This window comes from Buttiauxella selenatireducens (genome assembly GCF_031432975.1).
Lineage (GTDB): Bacteria > Pseudomonadota > Gammaproteobacteria > Enterobacterales > Enterobacteriaceae > Buttiauxella > Buttiauxella selenatireducens.
Window position 1 is genome coordinate 4196489 of record NZ_CP133838.1, and the last position, 20083, is coordinate 4216571.

Genomic DNA, 20083 nt, shown 5'->3' on the forward strand with positions numbered 1-20083 from the left:
CACAAAATCATGATTTTATTAAAAAAATCACACGCCAACTCTGGATCATTGGTAGCTTACTTATCGATAATCGGCCCAAGAATTGACTCAGCTTTTTGAAATTAAAGATCAAAAGTGCAGACACTATAAAGCTCTCGTATCGGTAATATGTGTGATTGTCCTGGAAAACATGCAAGGTATAACACAAAACTCGCTTATTTCAGCAGAACTGTTATATTCAAAATCCTGACGCACTCATTCTCTAATCATAAATCGAATAAAATCTCATTATCCAATAAGGTGTTTGAAACCTCATTCTGATTACACCTCATCATGAAAATTTATCATGTATATATATACATATAGCAAAGTTCTTTTTTACACATAAAATTTCTTTTTAATAATTTCATCTTCTGCCATAATAATATTTTGTTTTATAAAATATTATTATATTTATGCACTATTAGTTTTTTAACTTACAAAACCATTTTGACATTGTTCTTTTTAGCCTTATCACATACAGTGATTGATCGCTAACAATGAATTGGACAGGCAAAGACTACTGTATGGATCATACTTACATTGAGTAAGTTATCTCGAAGGACTTTTGATTATGTTTACCAATATGTTAGTTGTTAGCGAACTCGTACAGGAAGCCCATGAAAAAATAGGTTTACAAATTGACAGCAGCCCTCATAAACTGAGAATCATCTCATCAAAAAAGCAAGAGATTTCTTTTTACAACAATAAAGAAAAATCAGTCTTCCATTTAATTTCTGGCGAAATCGAACTACGAAGCACGAATAGTAATTTAATTGTTCTCAATGTCTACGCCCCAGCGATTATTGGGCTTTCGAGCATATTCACGTCAAATGACTTATTTTATATAAATACGGTTACAGACGTAGAACTTGTCTCAATACCGATGTCAGAATTAGTAAAAACCGCCAATGAAAAAAATCTTTGGATGTATATTTCAACTATAATGTCACACTATTTAGATGTTTGTTATTTACGAGATTCTATTTTATATCAAGATAGTGTTTACAATGTTATAAAAAATCATCTTGAAATTCTCTGGAGATTTAAAAGAGATAAGCTTGATGAAATATCAGTATTTGATTTCATCCTGAACAGAACACCTGTCTCTCGAAGTTCTCTTAATAAAGTACTTAAAGACCTCGTGTCTGGCGGCTATATTAAAATGAACAGAGGGAAATTAGTTGAAATGAACAAATTACCATCAGGATACTAATCACTGATGCAATTAATAACAAATACAGTCACTTAAAGTTAAAATCTTTATGTTGCTTTTGTTTGATTAAAATCCACCATTTTTAATATTATCTATAGTCATTGCGAAACGCTTCATTAAGAACAGCGTGGCCAGTGCTTAAACCACTGCTTCGACTCTATAAATACCGCCTTCTCTGCCTTACCCCCAAAAATAGACACAGGAAAGTGTTTTATTATACTTTTATGAAATTCAAAACAGGGACAAACTGGAGTTGCAATAATTAGCATTGACAGGAAGAGAGTGATAGTCATGAAAATAATAATAAACGATTCAAACTTATATCTTAACGAAGGAATAAAAAATCTATTAAGTCAGTGCTATAATAATGACATAGACTTCATACTGAATGAGTCGGAAGAAAATTTAAAAAAAGCTGACGTTATCTTCTTTCGATTTAATCCCGGTGACGAAAATATTTGCCACGCTCGTTACTTAAAGAGAAATAACAGTGTTTTAATCGGTATAGCAGACAAAGCACCTTCCACTTCAGAATTGCCGAAGTGTATAAAAAGTACTGTTTTCCTGACAAAAAATGATACAACAGTTACCCTACAAAAAAGACTGTCTCTTGCGGTTAAGAACAAAGAAAAAAATTGTAATGCAAACAAAATCAATGAAAATCCATGCGAAGGTTGCTCAATAAAGAAAATCACAACTACAGAGTTTATGATATTGAATCTTCTATATGATATGTCAATCAGGCAGATAGCTGTAGAGTTGGGTATACCGTATAAAACAGCTTTTTCTCGCAAGTACAATATGATGTTGAAGTTTAATTTAAAAAATAAAATTGACTTACTCATGTTTATACAAAAATTTTCACGAAAGGATAATTTCCTTTTATCACCAAATGACAATTTATATTATTTAATCAAGAAATGATTATATCCGTAGTGAGATGATGTAGACCATCTCACTACGGATTGTCGGTTGCTTGCAGGTTGTGATCGCTTAGCAGACGATAATTACGGAGGGAATTGACTACAGTTTCATACACGCAGCTCGTCGCTCATCTACCCGTTTTGCAAACCACGCAGTCGTTAGGTTTCGTGTGATTTTCGGGCTTTCCAGTGTGATGCCCGGCAGCATTTCTCGCGGTAACTTCTTACCGGTTTTCTTCTCTGCTAGCGTATAAACCTGCTGATATAAATCGGTTTTCTCAAAGTCGATACTGTCACCTTTTTGCAACGCGCGATGAATCTGGCTTTCACTCATCCCAAGTTGGTTTGCCAACTTCCTGACCGCCAGTTCAGTGCTGCCCGCTTTATCGGTGTTATACAAAATTAAGTCGCCATCCAGCGCCAGTTTTACGCCGGTTGCCTTGCTGACTGCACTCTGAAATGCAGCATTACGACTGGCGTACCATCCGGCGTTGAAATCTGCAAAACGGTAGAGTGGTTGGGTGTAATTCGCCGGATAGTTCAGTAAATGGTAGGTGCCGAACCACAAGCCCCCTCGCCGAGTGAACACTTCCTGCCGCACGGTTCCCTCCATTTTCCATGGATAACCCGCAGTGTGCTGTTCAGCAAAAGCGATACTCACTTGCATCGGGCCGCCAGTATGAACCGGGTTCAGATTGCCAAACAACTTTTGCCCCATTGGCACCATATCGATGAAATCATCAAAAATCGCGCTCAACTGCCCTTCCGTTTTCACGTTATCCAGACGTTCGCTGTAACTCTTACCGTTCGGCGATTTGATTAACAACGCGGTATGAACCAAAAAAACCGGAATATGCATTTTTTCAGCGCGACGGTCGATCTCCTTCCAGGCAATTTTACTCAGGTTTGGCACTGCCGGATCAGCAACCAGATTGGATTCTTGCTGCGCGACAGCCAGGACAGAGCAGATATTTTCTTCGCTTGGTGCAATCTTCTGGCTCTTAAAGGTAGTCGCTAACTCTTTCGCCAGATTGTTGCGGTCTTTTACGTTGGCAGGGATTTTCTGCTTTACCACTGTTTCGACGTCTACCGGTTTTGATGTTTCTGATACTGAAGGTGCAGTTTTAGTGGTACACCCCGCCAAAACGAAAAGTGCGCCCAGGCTAAGTGCGAAAAATCCATGCTGTCTGTTTAAAGTGGCTGTGGTCATAACGTTCCGTTGTGATTGTTTTTGTAAGACTTGCAAACAATAACAGTTCTGAGCCCGGGCGTTTATCGGAGATTGGCTTAGAGTTAAGTACAAACTTGCGCACTGACATAAAGTGCGGTCTTCTTGACGCAAACTTGACAGTTGCTTGCCTGGTCAGTAATTTCATATGTAATTATTGACCAGGCAAGTATCATGAAAAACAATCCGGGTATTATCGATAACAAATTCCATCTCGGTTTGCTCATTCACCTCGCAAACCAGTTTAAAGATCAGCTTATCAGCCAATACTTCTCTGGCATGGATATCACTGCGCCACAATTTAAAGTGCTGATTAATATTTATAAAGGTGTGACTAGCCCAGCAGAAATAAGCAAAGCCCTGGTCATGGACGCAGGTGCAATGAGCCGTATGGTTGACCGCATGGTCAAGCGCGAGCTCATCGTTCGTCACCCAAATCCGCAAGATAAACGCCAGGTGATTCTGGCTCTGACTGACAAAGGTCTGTTGATTTGTGACCGCTTTCAGAATGAAGCGCTCGCCTCAATTATCGGCTCTCTCACCGCACGCCTGACGCAAGATGAATCTCAACAACTGGTCGCATTAATTACCAAAATGCTACCGGACGACATCACTGCGCCACATCGTTAACACCGTATAAAGGCCAAAAGATGGAAACGACTCCAGAAGAACACGTTCAGCGCTCCAGTAAGCGCAAACGTAATTTTATTATTTTTATCCTGATTCTTGTGTTGGCGGCCGCAGGCTGTCTCGCATGGTATTTTTTGTACGCTCGCTTTTATGAGTCCACAGATGATGCCTATGTGAACGGCAACCAGGTCGCGCTAACGCCGCAAATCAGCGGAACAGTCACTCAGGTCACCGCTGATGAAGGGGATTTTGTCGAAAAAGGTCAGCCGCTGGTGTTACTTGACCCCAGCGATACCAGGATTGCGCTTCAACAAGCAGAAGCCAGCCTTGCAAATACTGTGCGGCAAGTTCGCGGGTTATACAGCACAGCGGATAATTACCGTGCACAGGTCGCCACCAAACAGGTCGCCCTGCAAACTGCTCAAAATGACTATGCCCGCCGCCAGAAAATATTCTCGACGGGTGCAATTGCGGCTGAAGATCTTTCACATTACCGCGATGCAGTAACCAGCGCACAAAGTGACTTGGCCGCCGCGCAACAGGCATTGCATACCAACCTGGCGATGGTGGATGACACCGTGATTGATAGCCATCCGGAAATCAAAACCGCCGTAGCAACGCTTCGACAGCGTTATCTGGATAACTCGCGGACGACCATTGTTGCGCCGGTGAGTGGCTTCGTCGCTAAACGTGCCGTGCAGCTAGGGATGCGTGTGGACCCTGGCGCAACATTGCTGGCGATTGTGCCGCTCAACGAAGTTTGGGTTGATGCCAACTTCAAAGAAAGCCAGATGAACACCATGCGTTTGGGGCAGAAAGTGACGCTCAACGCAGACCTCTACGGCGACGATGTTGAATACCATGGAACCATTGAAAGTCTGGGTATCGGTACCGGCAGCGCGTTTTCTTTGCTCCCTGCGCAGAATGCCAGTGGTAACTGGATAAAGATCGTTCAACGCTTGCCCGTGCGTATCACGCTCGATCCACACGATATGCAGAAGCATCCGCTGCGTATTGGTTTGTCGATGAATGCACGAGTGGATATTCGCAACGAGGATGGTCACCTGCTGCCACAGAAAACGGTTAGTTCGCCTCGCTTCACCACCGATGTCTATCAAGATTCTCTGGAAGAGGCTGACAAACTGGTGGCGAAAATCCTTCATGACAACAGCAATGCGGTAGCTTTACGCACCCATTAAGAGAGACGTTATGCAAGATAAGGCGGCGTATACGCCACCCAGTCTGCTGCTTGCGACGCTCGCGCTGTCGTTAGCAACTTTCATGCAGGTGCTGGATTCAACTATCGCAAACGTCGCATTGCCGACGATTGCCGGCAACCTTGGAGTCAGCGCAGATCAAGGCACATGGGTTATCACTTCGTTTGCGGTGTGTAACGCTATTGCATTACCGCTCACCGGTTGGTTTACCCGGCGCTTTGGGCAGTTAAAATTGTTTATCGGCTCGGTGGTGATGTTCACCCTCACCTCTTTCCTGTGCGGTTTCGCCCACAGCATGACGGAGTTGATTATCTTCCGCGCTATGCAGGGCTTTTTCGCCGGGCCTATGTTCCCGATGTGCCAGACACTGCTGCTGGTCATTTTCCCGCCCATGAAACGCGGTATGGCGTTGGCGCTGCTTTCGATGGTGACAGTGGTTGCTCCGATAGTTGGGCCAATTACCGGCGGCTGGATCACCGATAACTACTCCTGGCCGTGGATTTTTTATATCAACGTGCCAATCGGCATTTTCGCCTCGATTGCAGTTTGGACACAAATGCGTGGGCGCGAAGAAACGACCACCACAGCACCCATCGACTACATCGGCATCGGTTTGCTGGTGATCGGCGTTGGGCTGCTGCAAGTGGTGCTGGATAAAGGCAACGATCTTGATTGGTTTGCCTCGCCAGAAATTATCATCATGTCTGTGATTTCTGCGATTGGCCTGATAGCGTTTGTTATTTGGGAATTGGGCGAGCGACATCCGATTGTGAATTTGCGTCTGTTTAAAGAACGCAACTTTGCGATTGGTACCACAGCATTGATGCTGGGGTATGCAGCCTTCTTCGCCATCAACATTATCCTGCCGCAATGGCTGCAAACGCAGATGGGCTACACGGCAATCTGGGCCGGACTTGCTGCTGCACCGATGGGCTTCCTGCCACTGTTACTTACGCCGATTGTTGGTCGTTATGCCAGCAAAGTGGATTTACGAATCCTGGCGTCGATGTCGTTCCTGATTATGGGCGCATCCTGCTTGTTCCGTGCGCAGTTCAATACCAATGTTGATTTCCGCACCATCGCGGAAGTACAGATGTTTATGGGCATTGGCGTGGCATTCTTCTTTATGCCTTTAACGACGATTGTGTTGTCGAATCTTCAGGGTGCCGAAGTGGCGGAAGGTTCAGGCTTAGCCACATTCTTCCGCGTATTGGGGGGCTCATTTGCCTCGTCACTGACCACCTGGATTTGGTCACGTCGGGAAGTTTTCCACCATGCTAATTTGACCGAGAGCGTATCGATTTATAATCCGTCAGCAGTTGATTACCTGGATAAGATGGGTGGCGCGACGCAGCAGCATCTGGCGTTTGTCGATAAAACCATAGAGCAGCAGGCCTACATGATGTCGACCATTGACTACTTCTGGATTTTGGGATGGGGGTTTATGGGGCTGATTGTGATTATCTGGTTCGCTCGTCCACCGTTTATTCGCTCGGGTGCGCCTGGTGCTCCAGCGGCGGGACACTAAATCAATCTGGCGGGGAGCCCCGCCAGACTTTACTGTTTAGGCTGATTCCCTTGCCGCTTCGACAGGGATATCCTGCAACGTACGCTCAAAGCTGCGAAGACGTTTGTAGATAGACATCAGCTCAACCAGCGTTGTCCATGAGCTAATCAAATACTGGAACGAACCGCGTACCTGGCCAAATACGTTGGTGATTTGCGTCATCAGACCTAAGGTAATGGTCCCCGCAACAATTGACGGGAAGAGCAGGAACAAACCAAATACGTTATCCACTTGCAGGTAGAGAATACGTGCAATATTGAAATACATGTAATGGAAGTACAGGCGGAAATAGTTTCTGCGCACGCCGTCAAACAGCTCTTTAACCGTTGGTGGGGAAGCTCGAGACGGGTCATCTTCACCATAAACCAGCTCTTTACGATAAGCCGCTTCTACACGCTGATTTTTAAATTCGAGCCCAGGCAGTTTAATCCCAACAACCGCCAGTAAGCCGGTCCCCAGTAATGACCAAATAATCGCGGCGATCACCAGTCCATAAGGAATGTGCCCGACAATAGGCAAATCGGGAACATGTGCGGATAGAGTCACCAACACGGGTAGGAAGGCGATTAACGTCATAATGGCATTAATAAAACTGACGCCCATATCTTCAAGCGTTGAGGCAAAACGCATGGTGTCTTCTTGCACACGCTGCGCAGCACCTTCGATGTTGCGCAGCATTTGCCAGTTGTCCATATAGTATTCGTTCATTGCGGTGCGCCACCGGAATACATAATGGCTGACAAAGAAATTGTTCATCACGCCAACAATCACTGCAATCAGTGCAATGCCCAGGAATATTCCAACCTCATGATAGAACTGCTCAATGGTTACTTTATGAGGGGAGCTAAGCGCCGTCTGAATTAAATCGTAGAACGGGGCATACCACGCATTCACCGCGACCCCGACTTCCACCAGGAACCAGGTCACGAAGATGATGAGTGAAGAGCCCAGAATGGACCAGTATTGCCAACGGTGCGGGCTGTAGATAAACCAGAAAAGCGCAAACGCACCGACGCATAAGGCATAGTAGGCATAAAACACCAGGTAGCCCAAAGACCAGAATCGGGCGGCACTGATTGGTACTTCGCCCTTCACCCCAACAAGATGTTCAAGCCAATTACCACCGCCAGCCTGCCAGAAAACAACGGCGATCATTGCCCAAAGAAAAGCCGACAGGAAAAACGCTGTCGGGCGTGGGAAAAACGATTTAAACATTACAACACTCCTGAAAACACACTTTTATTGTTATAACCATCCCGACTAAATAAGGCTCACTCAATGTTGTATCAAGAGATGTAAGGTTTACTGCTTTACCACTGCTCCAGGATCTCCGCGGTGGGCTTAACCAACAGAGTATTTCCCGGGATCGTAAAGTTACGCCAGACATCGTTGTAATGCTCGATCAACACTTCAGCAAGCGCCGCCGGGCGATTTGCTGTTGTATGCGCGTCTGCTGCGACAGTCATGGCATAACCGCGGCTGGTTCCATTTTTAATAGTAGCGTCCACGCAGTAATCCGTTGCACAACCGCAAACCACAAATTCGTTTATCTGGTGATGATTGAGGACTTCAGCAAGTTCAGTACGGTAAAACGCATCGCACGCTGTTTTCGTCACGTAAAGCGCGTCAACGGGTTGTATTAACTCAGGTAAAAGCTCAAACGCCGCAGTTCCCTGCTCCAACCCCTGTTCCGTATGTTGGATGAAAATGACTTTATCGGCGGCGTTGATCAACTGGTTAATGCGTGTCGTGCAGATGTCCCGGTTAATACGTGGGGCTTCAAATACCCCATTTTGCATATCAATAACCATCAGTACGCGTTGGGCAGGCATGATTAAGCTCTCACTAAACGAGGAATGCAGGAGCGTAACACATACCTGTTTTGGCTTTAAACCGTATAAAGTTTAGGCTCACCCGGCGGACGGGTTTTGAATCGACGATGCAGCCATAGGTATTGCTCTGGCGCACGCATGATTTCGCGTTCGATCTTACGATTCACGTACTCAGCGGCGGCCTGTTCGTCATCCAGTGGATAATCAGTAAACTCGGGTTCAATAACGAGTTGATAACCCGAACCATCTTTCTTACGGATGAGCACAATCGTCAGAATCGCTGGTTTTGCCAGACGAGCAATCGTGTAAGTTCCGTTGGTTGTCGCAGCCTTCTGCACGGCAAAGAACGGAGCGAAAGAACTGCCTTTAGGACCATAATCCTGGTCGGGTGCGAACCAGACGGCTTCGCCTGCTTTAAGAGCCTTCACCATACCTTTCAAATTACGACGATCCAGCATGGCTTTATTGGAGCGAGAACGCCCCCGCGTTTGAACAAACTCCATCGCTTTGTTGTTGTGCGGGCGGTACATTGCCATCATCGGACGGCAAAGCCCCATCACGCGGCCACCCAATTCCAGCGACATAAAATGAACGCCGATAGCCATCACGCCCTGACCTTTTTCACAAGCCGCAGTGATATGTTCAAGCCCACTGACTTCGAACCACTTACGTACTCGTGCATCCGGCCAGAACCAGGCCATTCCGGTTTCAATTAAGCCCATACCGAGCGACGAAAAATTTTGTACCACGATGGCATCAACCTGCGCATCGGTATAGTGCGGGAAACACAGTTTAAGGTTCTGGCGAGCAATGGATACCCGGCGTTTGAGAAAACGCATGGATGCACGACCAATGAAGTCGCCCATTTTCAGTAGTACGGGGTAAGGCAATTGCACCCAGAGCCACAAAATACCCAGACCAAACCAAGTTAGCCAATAACGGGGGTGGAGAAGTTCAGTTTGAAAGCGCGGTTTACTAGACATTATCAGCTTCTGTATGCGTAATTGGTGTGTATCGCATAAAGAAGTCACTCATTAGCGGTACAGCGTAAGCTCGAACTATGGCGCCACACGGCGGTAATAGTTGCGGCAGGGAGATCAAAGTGACTCTGATAATACGCATTTTCTGATCAAGCCATGTATAGATGTTGTCAGTTTTTTTACGTATTTCGCTTCATTGCGTATAGATTATGAGTTACACACACATTGTCGTTTAAAAAACAAACGTTTTAAATCAAATTTCGACGATTAAGCAGTAGAGAATGTTTCATTTGCCTGCACCTGAAGAGCCTGAGAGAACACGAAGTTAAAAGTGTGATTTCTAACGGATAAATTTTAGTCGTTTCAGCTATCGAAAATCAATTTCTGGACTAATACTTATTGGGATTTCCCTACACTCTTCAGGAACCAGGCACAATGAAAAAACTAGCATTAGCCTTACTGTCCAGCACTCTTCTATTCGCAAGCGCCGGCGCCTTTGCCGAGAATCCAGCGACCAGCACATCGGGTTTGCAAGCAGAAAAGGAGCAGCTCAATAATCCCGGTCATATTATTGATGACTGCCGTGCAGCTGGAAACGAAAACAAAAAAGGCTGCGAATCAGGACACGAGATGCGCTCTGAGCATAAAAGTGATGATAAAATGCTCAAGCAAGGCGGCACAACTGACGACGTAACGCAAAAAGACGTACAGAAAACAAATTAATGCAGATTGCACCGCAGCCGTAAACTGTGGTGCATTACTAAGCGAAAATACTCTTGAAATGCCACGTTACGCTTTTTCTCATCACAATCCTCATATTCCCGTTTGCGTAGCGCCTTAGAGTAGTATAAATACGATCAATATCGCTTCACTTCGTTTAATGGGTTACCCGCGTTGAAAATTCGTCTCCCGCGTCTCGCGGCGCTTGTCATTGCTGCGCTGCCAATTTTAAGTTTTGCACAAACATCTCCCGATCCTGTTTTTGCTTCGGAAATAGCAGATCGTTATGCCAATCATATTTATTACGGCAGCGGTGCTACGGGCATGGCAATGGTGGTGATAGATGGTAACCAACGCGTGTTCCGAAGTTTTGGTGAGACTCGACCTGGCAACAACGTTCGCCCGCAACTTGATTCGGTTATCCGCATTGCATCACTGACCAAGCTCATGACCAGTGAAATGCTGGTGAAAATGTTGGATCAGGGAAAGGTTCAGCTCCATGATCCATTAAGCAAATATGCCCCTGCCGGAGCCAGAGTCCCTACTTTCAATGGCAAACCTATTACTCTGGTGAATCTGGCAACGCACACCAGTTCATTACCTCGTGAACAACCTGGCGGTGCCGCACATCGAACCGTGTTTACCTGGCCGACGCGTGACCAACGCTGGAATTGGCTCGCCAATGCGAGTTTAAAAAGCGCACCGGGTACAATTGCCTCTTATTCAAATCTCGCCTTTGATCTTCTCGCCGACGCGCTGGGGCGTGCCGCAGGCAAACCTTATCCTCAGTTGTTCGAAGAACAAATCACCCGTCCATTGGGTATGAAGGACACGACATTTACGCCTTCACCTGACCAATGCAAGCGCCTGATGGTGGCAGAAAAAGGTGCCAGCCCTTGCGATAATACTCTTGCAGCAATTGGCAGTGGTGGCGTTTATTCGACACCTGATGACATGATGCGCTGGATGCAGCAATTCCTGAGTTCTGATTTCCATCGTCGTAACACCCAAGCCGACAGAATGCAGACGCTTATCTATCAACGTGCGCAACTCACCAAAGTTATTGGTATGGATGTACCAGGAAAAGCTGATGCCTTAGGGCTGGGTTGGGTATATATGGCACCGAAGAATGGTCGACCGGGCATCGTGCAAAAAACCGGAGGAGGTGGTGGATTCATAACGTATATGGCGATGGTTCCGCAAAGTAATGTCGGGGTTTTTGTTGTTGTAACTCGCTCACCATTAACTCGTTTCGTGAATATGAGTGATGGGGTCAATGATTTAGTTTCGGAATTAAGTGGGTTTACCTCTCAAGCCAGCCCTTCATCTTGATAATTGAGCAGGTCGATTTGTCGACCTGCTTTTCTCAATAACTGACGGGTAGACGACTTATCGAAACCAGCTTACCTTTATCCATCTCGATATAATTACCTTTACGTAGAGCAGACAATACTTCAGCAACTACTGAGCGGGATATTTTAGTTCTTTTTTGCACGAAATTAATAACCCCTGTACGCGCACGTAAATCAGAACTCCATGAATCCATGGTGAGCAAAGTGGCCCTAATCTGAGAATAAGTTGTCGTGCCAATGAAACGAGAATCACGATGCTCAAGATTACGCAGTAGGTAAGTTGCCCAGTGAAAAGCGGGTTGCCAAAGCTTGTATTTTTCAATAATTTCAAAAGCAAGATTTGCAGGAAGAGTAAAACCCTGACATTCAGTTTGAGTCGTTATTCGATATTTAATCTGAGTGGTATGAAACATATTGGCCAGGCCAATCAATGTTGGGGCTGAAACCAGTTCCATCAAAAGGTTATCCATTTCTCGATGCAGTATGATACTGCCTTCACTAAAAAACCAAACTAATGGTTGGGTATCCTCTTTAAACATGCTCAATTCATTGTCTGCTGGCAATCTAAACTCTTTACCAACGTCCACCAACCTACTACGAATAGCCTCTAGCTGGGTTAATGGTTTTACATACATAAAAGATATTCCTTTACCCTAATGGCCCAGTAACATGCCTATCCGTGTCACGGATAGGCATCTATTATAACAATTTGATTCAAACTAGAAATAATATTAATAGGGCATCAGCTCTCATATCCAAAGAGCCTCATTATTATATATATTATTACCAGGTATATTTCACACCCAAGTTAGCTGACCAATCCTGATCGACATCACCACCACCGAGGTAGTTAGTGTCAACATAGGCACCGAAGTTTTTGGTAAAGCTAACCTGAGTACCCAGACCCACACGAACAGCAGAACCTTCTACACCATTGTCAATGCTATCACCGTTAACATCAGCACTGTTGCCATTGGAATCGTCGTAGACGTAAGCCAGTTTGAAGTAAGGAGTCACAGCCTGGTCACCATAGTTGAAGGTATAACCAGTATCCATACCTAATTCATAACGCATGCTGTCGTAAGACTGGCTACCCACTTTCATATCGTTACTCAGTTGGTAATTATCACCGTCCTGGAACAAGCCTGAAATAGAAGCATATGGAGTCACATAGCCTTGTTGGCTGAGTTGAATGTCATAACCCAACTTCATACCAAAGCCCCAAGCATCGGAAGAAACATCACCATCAACCGCATCACCGTTACTCATGGTTGCAGTCAAATCATTACTATAGTGGCTATAGCTCAGATTTGAATCCAGGAAGATATTATTCTGGAAGCGGGCAGACGAATAAATACGAGCTGACTGGCTGTCCTGATCTACGTTACCACTGTTGTCACTGATGCTACCTTTTGCAAAGCCAGCTGCTGCACCAACAGTCCACTTAGCGTTATTACCGTCGATCTGTTTATCCAGACCAACCATAATACCGTTAACGTCCTGATCGTAATTCAGCACACCGTTATCGCCAGAGAAGCCACCGCCGGTATAAGTTACCCACGCACCGCCCATATCACCTGAAGTATGGCGACCGTTTGCCAGGCGAGTTGCCAGAGCATCTTGTTCCAGATTCCAGATATTGGTGTTTGCAGAAGGGATGCTCAACGCCATATTAGCGTAATCAGTCAGACGATCTTGTTTCAGAACAACTGAATTACCTTCCTGCTCAGCATGATAGGTGTAGGCACCCAGGTCAGCTTTGTTAGCAGCAGAGAAAGTGGCAGTGCTGTTTTGGTCGTTAACATAGATAATTTCTTTATCTTTGTAGCTATCAACAGAACCTTTACCTGTGGAGTTATTGATACGAACTTTGTAGTTACCGGCAGCAGCAACTACGTTGTCAGTCACATCATCAACACCGTACTCAAGATCGCCGCTGTTGATACTCCCATTGCCATTAACTGTCAGATGACCGTCAGAGTTCATGGCGATGACACCATAACCGTAGGTTGGATCATTTGAGTTACTGGTATTGGTATGGCCGTTAACTAAATCAGCATCCAGTACATAGTCGCTACTATTGATGTTGAACACACCACCGTTGGTCAACTCCATAGTATTGGTGCTGAACAATCCCGCATCCATATCACCTGCATGAATGCTGAACTCACCACCGTTAGAAACGGTAATGGTATTCGCATAAATGGAGTTGGCATAACCTGGGATAGAATAATCAGCGTACCCGGAAGATACTTCATCGTTAAGATCAACCTTACTGTAACTATCCACAGTCAGATGATCGGTAGCAACGCCGCCGCCAGTACTCACGTTCATGGTTGAAGCATTTGTCAGAGTGACTGAATCTGCAAGAAGAGTCGATCCGTTTGCTACGTTAACCTGAGAACCATTGTTCACGGTTAGAGAATCAATGTTGGAATCGTTGACCGTATCCCATTCAGAGCCATTGTTCAGCGCGACGTTGAATACACCGCTCTGGAAAGTCTGGTCATCTACAACGTTACCCCAATGATCGTAAGTCGAGTTTGGCTCCAGGCTATTGACTGCAACATCATACATGGTTTTAGGATCAATATAATCATGGGTAAATTCTGCCGCACCAACCCACTTGCTGCCGTTATCCAGCGTAATGTTCAATTCGTCAACATTTAAGCTATCGTCAGCCCAACCACCGTTGGTATCAATAACACCATTGTCAATAGAACTATGGCCAAGTGGATCGAAGTTTGCGTTCCAGTTACTTGCAAATTTAACATCGCCCATAAGAGTCGAATGGTCAAAGTTAACATTGTTTTTCATTGCATAATCAGATGCTGAGCTATCAGCAAAAGACAGCGCAACGTCATTTTGCGAACCATCACCATTATAGTCACTAGGTTCTTGTGAATGACCGTAGAAACCGTCACCTTCCAGCGGCTCATAAGAACCAGAAGTTACTGTAGAATTAACAACAGAGATGTTGTTATCCCAGGTGTGAGATTCCGTGGTGTAGCCAGTATTGGCCGTGTTCCCTTGGGATAGAGAAATACCCGCGACATGTGAGTTACCACTGATATTAATATTACTTTCAACATCCAGCGTTACGGCAGTACCTAAACTGGCAAACTCAACTTCATGATCTGCTGTTGCAGCTTTACTATCAGCATTCAGATAGCTATCAGTAAAGTAGAAATATTCGTAATCGTCATCAATGGTTGAATTAGCAATGTTAAGAGTGAATACATCACCATCATACCAATTGTTATCAACGACAGTGCCGTTCAGCCAAGGTGTAGTAGTATTGACGTGATCTAAGATGCCACTAACCGGATTGGACGTAATCATACCGTGAATAGATGAATTAGAAATATTCAGGGTATTATCAACACCATCGTTGACGCCATCATTATTCAGATAGTAAGTGGAGATAACACCATTTACGACATCGTTATTGAAATTTTGATCATTAACACCATTAGCTGCATTGTTATATATATAACCACTATACGTAGTGTAGTTAAGGCTATCGGCATTTCCCCAGTCATTCCAACTGAAAGCTGTGGTCGCGTCATCATGATAAGCGAAGGTGTTATAGGCGGCAGCATTTGCCTGACCGGCAATTGCCATAGTACAAGCCAATGCTAGTTGAGATACAACGAGTTTCTTTTTCCAAGAATGCATTTTTCATCCCTCCCAAGGGATTTAATCTTATGTTGGTCCATCAATAATCAATGCAGTAAGCGGCGATCACTAATTACATAACCGTATTAGTGGAAGGATTATTATGTACCCAAAGCAAATCGTTCAATTAATTTCTTGGGTAAGTATGGAAACAGACAAATAATCAAAAAGAGTTGGCGCACGCATAAAAATGAAATTTACTGCATATCAATATGCATTCAATACAAATAAAGCGACACATATAAATAATGAATTATTTCACGCAACCTATTCGCCAGCTAAAATAACAGTAATTAAATGAACAATCCTTGGCTAAATGAAAACTTATCAGAGTAGCGATTTATGCCTGAAGGAAGTATTTTATTTGGAAAAAATGGAGTGATTATTGAAATTCTGAATTTAATAAAACACGCTTAGAGAAGGATGGGAATATAAATAGTTATAAATAAAAAGGTAATACATAAAATCGCTTAACAGCCCGACTTGTATGTATTACCTCAGAAATTACCTTACGATCGGACAGTATCGTCGCCGAATCCAATCCATTTGTAAGTTGTTAATGCTTCCAGCCCCATTGGGCCACGAGCATGAAGCTTTTGCGTACTTACCGCCACTTCCGCACCCAGCCCAAACTGCCCACCATCGGTGAAACGCGTTGAAGCATTCACATAGACGGCAGAAGAATCGACTTCATTCACAAAACGGTTCGCATTACGTAAGGTACGAGTCAATATCGCATCAGAATGTTGCGTTCCATGTTCACGAATATGATCAATGGCGTCATCAATATCATCGACAACTTTCACATTCAGATGAAGTGACAACCACTCATCGTCGTAGTCTTCTGCTTTTACTGGTAATACTTCCGCAGGGCCGTTTTGCAATAGAGCCATGGACTTTTCATCAGCATGCAATATCACGCCAGATTCTGCCATTTGTTGACTTAGCGAAGGCAAGAAACTCGCAGCAATTCCTTGATGGACCAGCAAAGTTTCTACGGTATTACAGGTGCTAGGGCGCTGAGTTTTGGCGTTAACAATGATTTTCAGTGCAGGCTCAAATTCAGCGCTTTCATCTACAAAAATATGACACACACCAATACCACCGGTAATGACCGGGATGGTTGATTGTTCACGGCAAAGTTTATGCAGACCTGCACCACCACGCGGAATTAGCATGTCTACGTATTTGTCCATGCGTAGCAGTTCATTCACCAGCGCACGGTCGGGGCTTTCAATCGCCTGAACCGCTGCGGCAGGCAAGCCACATTCCGTCAGCGCTTGTTGAATGACCTTCACTGTTGCAGCATTGGTGCGCCAGGTTTCTTTCCCGCCACGCAGAATCGCTGCATTGCCTGTTTTCAGGCACAGTGAGGCAACATCAACAGTAACATTAGGTCGAGCTTCATAAATTACACCAACCACACCTAACGGAACACGACGACGCTCGATACGCAACCCGCTGTCCAGTATCCCGCCATCAATGATTTGACCAACAGGATCGGCCAAATTACAAACCTGTCGAACATCACTTGCAATACTACTCAGGCGTGAGGGGGTCAGCTGTAAACGGTCTAACATCGCTTCGCTTAGACCGTTGGCCTTTGCTTCAGCCAGGTCTTTTTCGTTAGCTTCTAAAATTGCTGCAGCCTGAGCTTCCAGATTATCTGCGATACATTCCAGCGCACGGTTTTTTTCGCGGCTGGAAAGCAGTGCCATCTGATAAGAGGCGACTTTAGCTGCTTTGCCCATTTGTTCCAGCATTGCCAGCTCCTTAGTTAACAATCATATCGTCACGATGAACGGCTACCGGACCATATTCGTAGCCAAGAATTTCACCGATCTGTTGAGAGTGATGACCAGCAATACGACGCAAAGCGTCGCTATTGTATCGACATACACCATGGGCAATATCGCGCCCTTCGAGGCTGCGAATGCGGATAACCTCGCCACGAGAAAAGTTTCCAGTGACGTTTTTGATGCCCTTTGGCAACAGGGAGCTTCCGCGTTCGAGGATAGCTGCAAGCGCGCCATCATCAACCGTAATTTCACCCGCAGGAGGTGCACCAAATATCCAACGCTTGCGGTTTTCTAATGGCGACTGTTGAGCATGGAAACGGGTCCCTACTGGCGTCCCCGCCATAACATCACCAATCACCCCAGGTTTGCTACCGGCCGCAATCACAACATCGATACCCGCGCGACAGGCAACATCAGCAGCCTGCAACTTCGTGCCCATACCGCCCGTTCCAAGCCCTGAAACGCTATCACCGGCTATCGCTCGAAGCGCATCATCAATGCCGTGAACTTCTTTAATGAGTTCAGCTTCTGGGTTATTACGTGGGTCCGCAGTAAACAGCCCTTGTTGGTCGGTCAGCAGTAATAGTTTATCGGCACCAGCCAAAATAGCTGCCAGCGCAGAAAGATTGTCATTATCACCAACTTTGATTTCTGCGGTCGCAACAGCATCGTTTTCGTTGATTATCGGTACGATGTTGTTATCAAGCAATGCACGCAAAGTGTCTCGCGCATTCAAGAAACGCTCGCGATCTTCCATATCGGCACGGGTCAGTAGCATCTGTCCAACATGAATGCCGTAAATAGAAAATAGCTGTTCCCAAAGTTGGATCAATCGACTTTGACCAACCGCCGCCAGTAATTGCTTGGATGCAATCGTTGCGGGAAGCTCGGGGTAACCTAAATGCTCGCGCCCCGCAGCAATCGCCCCGGAGGTCACAATAACAATGCGATGCCCGCAGGCATGAAGTTGTGCGCACTGGCGCACCAGCTCAACAATATGAGCTCTATTCAGGCGGCGCGAGCCACCGGTTAATACGCTAGTGCCTAGTTTTACCACCAGCGTCTGGCTGTCACTCATGATTCTCTGCCGTTTCAACGAAATTGGAAAAATTAAAATGCCAGATGACGTTGTAACAGGAGTGACGCAGCTTGCCAACAGGCTCGGAAGGAAAATAGAGATCCAGAGGAAAAATGATCGGAAAACGTAGCGGTAAATTTTTACAGTTTTATGACAAATATAAATAATTACGTTTATTTAAACTTTCTCTTACTTTGTCATAAATGTTTCATCTCCAGACGATAAAACTCTCTGCGTTTTTTAACGGGATCTCTCCTGATTAAATTTTTAGCGCGTAGACACTAATGGGATGAAAAATGAATAAAAGCATGTTGGCAGTAATGGTATTGGGTTTTCTGGCGTCATCAACTTCTTCGCAGGCAGCGGAAATTTATAATAAAGATGGCAATAAACTCGACCTTTACGGAAAAGTAAAAGCTGAACACTATCTGAGTGATAATAATTCTGTAGATGGCGATCAGTCTTATGTTCGTCTGGGCTTTAAAGGCCAGACACAAATTAACGATCAGTTAACGGGTTTTGGTCAGTGGGAATATCAAGTTGCTGCTAACAAAGTTGAAGGTGATGTTAATACCACCAAAACTCGTCTGGCATTTGCTGGGTTAAAAGCGGGTGATATCGGTTCTTTCGATTATGGACGTAACTATGGTGTGCTCTATAACATCGCATCTTACACAGATATGATGCCTGAGTTTGGTGACGACTCTTACACTAAAACCGATAACTTCATGACTGGCCGTGCTAACGGTGTGGCAACCTATCGTAATAACACTTTCTTTGGTCTGGTTGATGGCCTGAAACTCGCCTTGCAATATCAGGGTAAAAACGAGAACGATGGACGTGCAACTAGCAAGCAAAATGGTGACGGATTAGGTACTTCACTGTCATATGACATTGCGGATACGGGTCTGACTATCGGTGCTGGTTATGCTAATTCCAATCGTACTTTAGCGCAAAAAAACCTGGCGGTGGGTAAGGGTGATAATGCCGAAGCCTGGACAACGGGCTTGAAATACGATGATCACAATGTTTATCTGGCAGCAATGTATGCTGAAACGCGTAATATGACGCCAATTTCCGGTACTGCATCTATTAATGGTGTTAACAGGAACATCAGCGGTTTTGCAAATAAAAACCAGGCCTTCGAAGTTATTGCACAATATCAGTTTGACTTTGGTCTGCGTCCATCTCTGGGCTATGTCCAGTCAAAAGGTAAGGATATTGAAGGTGTGGGCGATGCGGATCTGGTGAAATATATTGATGTGGCTGCCACTTATTATTTCAATAAAAACATGTCAGCTTTTGTTGATTACAAAATTAACCAGTTGAGCGATGACAATGCTCTTAATCTGAACAACGATGATGTTGTCGCATTAGGCTTGGTTTATCAGTTCTAAGAGTCTGACAAAAAAGCCCCACTATTAAGTGGGGCTTTTTTTATGCTGATAATTTTACCGGTTTTTCCGCAAAATCTTGTGCTGGTACCAGTTCAAGACCCAGTGTGCTTAATAACTCACGCAAACGCTCGTGGAAACCACGCAGTGTTTGCTCAAGTCTTTCATCCACTTCTTTGTCTTTTGTTGCCGTCGCAGTCCATTTACCGTCTTTGTCGAACAAACCAAACTGGTAGGTGTAGGTAAATTGTTTTTCCTGAGCTTCCAACTCCATCCACCAGCCCCAGAATTCACGCTTCTCAGGTGCAGGCTTTACGTTGACGCACACAGCCAGGCAATCGAAGAAGAAACGGTTATCTTCACATTGCTCTTCCCGGATATATGGGCCAAGCGAGGCAAATTTTTTAATCAATCTACTTTTCGGGTGTCCACTTGGTAACGTCATTCCGAT

At 45.0% G+C, this 20083-nt stretch carries 17 protein-coding genes; 8 read left to right on the forward strand and 9 right to left on the reverse strand.

Annotated elements, in window-relative coordinates; all coding sequences use genetic code 11:
- Positions 1-592: 592 nt before the first annotated feature.
- Entirely contained in the window at positions 593-1234 is a 642-nt protein-coding gene (locus tag RHD99_RS19265) for a helix-turn-helix domain-containing protein (protein ID WP_309875980.1), read from the forward strand.
- 291 nt (positions 1235-1525) lie between these two features.
- Positions 1526-2158 (forward strand): helix-turn-helix transcriptional regulator, encoded by a 633-nt coding sequence (locus RHD99_RS19270; protein WP_309875981.1) that lies wholly within the window; start codon positions 1526-1528, stop codon positions 2156-2158.
- Between the two features lie 99 nt (positions 2159-2257).
- Here the strand turns inward: RHD99_RS19270 and RHD99_RS19275 are convergent, their stop codons facing one another.
- Entirely contained in the window at positions 2258-3367 is a 1110-nt protein-coding gene (locus RHD99_RS19275; protein WP_309875982.1) for a DUF1615 domain-containing protein, read from the reverse strand.
- A 192-nt stretch (positions 3368-3559) separates the two neighbouring features.
- Here RHD99_RS19275 and RHD99_RS19280 point away from each other — a divergent pair, with 192 nt between their 5' ends.
- The 3 genes from RHD99_RS19280 to RHD99_RS19290 are packed head-to-tail and all read left to right on the forward strand — an operon-like array spanning position 3560 to position 6760.
- The gene (locus RHD99_RS19280) at positions 3560-4015 is read left to right on the forward strand and encodes a MarR family transcriptional regulator (RefSeq protein WP_183271382.1); all 456 of its coding nucleotides are present in this window, start codon (positions 3560-3562) and stop codon (positions 4013-4015) included.
- A gap of 20 nt (positions 4016-4035) precedes the next feature.
- Complete coding sequence (locus RHD99_RS19285) at positions 4036-5214, forward strand: HlyD family secretion protein (RefSeq protein WP_309875984.1); 1179 nt, start codon at positions 4036-4038, stop codon at positions 5212-5214.
- A gap of 10 nt (positions 5215-5224) precedes the next feature.
- Positions 5225-6760 carry a DHA2 family efflux MFS transporter permease subunit gene (locus tag RHD99_RS19290; protein WP_183271384.1) on the forward strand — a complete coding sequence of 512 codons (1536 nt, stop codon included), beginning with the start codon at positions 5225-5227 and terminating at the stop codon, positions 6758-6760.
- A gap of 36 nt (positions 6761-6796) precedes the next feature.
- Here the strand turns inward: RHD99_RS19290 and sbmA are convergent, their stop codons facing one another.
- From sbmA to lpxP, 3 genes are all read right to left on the reverse strand, one after another.
- Positions 6797-8014 carry a peptide antibiotic transporter SbmA gene (sbmA, locus tag RHD99_RS19295; protein WP_309875986.1) on the reverse strand — a complete coding sequence of 406 codons (1218 nt, stop codon included), beginning with the start codon at positions 8012-8014 and terminating at the stop codon, positions 6797-6799.
- 95 nt (positions 8015-8109) lie between these two features.
- Positions 8110-8631: an isochorismatase family protein gene (locus RHD99_RS19300; protein WP_309875988.1), complete on the reverse strand. Its 522-nt coding sequence runs from the start codon at positions 8629-8631 to the stop codon at positions 8110-8112.
- A gap of 56 nt (positions 8632-8687) precedes the next feature.
- Complete coding sequence (gene lpxP, locus RHD99_RS19305) at positions 8688-9614, reverse strand: kdo(2)-lipid IV(A) palmitoleoyltransferase (protein ID WP_309875989.1); 927 nt, start codon at positions 9612-9614, stop codon at positions 8688-8690.
- A gap of 432 nt (positions 9615-10046) precedes the next feature.
- Here lpxP and RHD99_RS19310 point away from each other — a divergent pair, with 432 nt between their 5' ends.
- Both RHD99_RS19310 and ampH read left to right on the forward strand, forming a co-directional pair.
- Positions 10047-10334, forward strand: a complete 288-nt coding sequence (locus RHD99_RS19310) for a hypothetical protein (RefSeq protein WP_183271388.1) — start codon at positions 10047-10049, stop codon at positions 10332-10334.
- 177 nt (positions 10335-10511) lie between these two features.
- A complete protein-coding gene (ampH, locus tag RHD99_RS19315; protein ID WP_255459270.1) occupies positions 10512-11663 on the forward strand; it encodes a D-alanyl-D-alanine-carboxypeptidase/endopeptidase AmpH in 1152 nt (383 codons plus the stop codon).
- A gap of 34 nt (positions 11664-11697) precedes the next feature.
- Here ampH and RHD99_RS19320 read toward each other — a convergent pair whose 3' ends face one another.
- From RHD99_RS19320 to proB, 4 genes are all read right to left on the reverse strand, one after another.
- On the reverse strand, positions 11698-12318 hold the full coding sequence (locus RHD99_RS19320) for a helix-turn-helix domain-containing protein (RefSeq protein ID WP_309875992.1): 621 nt from the start codon (positions 12316-12318) through the stop codon (positions 11698-11700).
- 148 nt (positions 12319-12466) lie between these two features.
- Positions 12467-15361 (reverse strand): autotransporter YaiT-related protein, encoded by a 2895-nt coding sequence (locus RHD99_RS19325; protein ID WP_309875993.1) that lies wholly within the window; start codon positions 15359-15361, stop codon positions 12467-12469.
- A gap of 509 nt (positions 15362-15870) precedes the next feature.
- Positions 15871-17124 carry a glutamate-5-semialdehyde dehydrogenase gene (proA, locus tag RHD99_RS19330; RefSeq protein ID WP_309875996.1) on the reverse strand — a complete coding sequence of 418 codons (1254 nt, stop codon included), beginning with the start codon at positions 17122-17124 and terminating at the stop codon, positions 15871-15873.
- A gap of 10 nt (positions 17125-17134) precedes the next feature.
- Positions 17135-18238 (reverse strand): glutamate 5-kinase, encoded by a 1104-nt coding sequence (gene proB, locus RHD99_RS19335; protein WP_183271393.1) that lies wholly within the window; start codon positions 18236-18238, stop codon positions 17135-17137.
- Positions 18239-18534: 296 nt separating this feature from the next.
- Between proB and RHD99_RS19340 the strand changes: the two genes are divergently transcribed.
- Entirely contained in the window at positions 18535-19635 is a 1101-nt protein-coding gene (locus RHD99_RS19340) for a porin (protein WP_309875998.1), read from the forward strand.
- 40 nt (positions 19636-19675) lie between these two features.
- On the opposite strand, the gene crl is transcribed toward RHD99_RS19340, so the two are convergent.
- Positions 19676-20077: a sigma factor-binding protein Crl gene (crl, locus tag RHD99_RS19345; RefSeq protein WP_270140372.1), complete on the reverse strand. Its 402-nt coding sequence runs from the start codon at positions 20075-20077 to the stop codon at positions 19676-19678.
- Positions 20078-20083 lie beyond the last annotated feature (6 nt).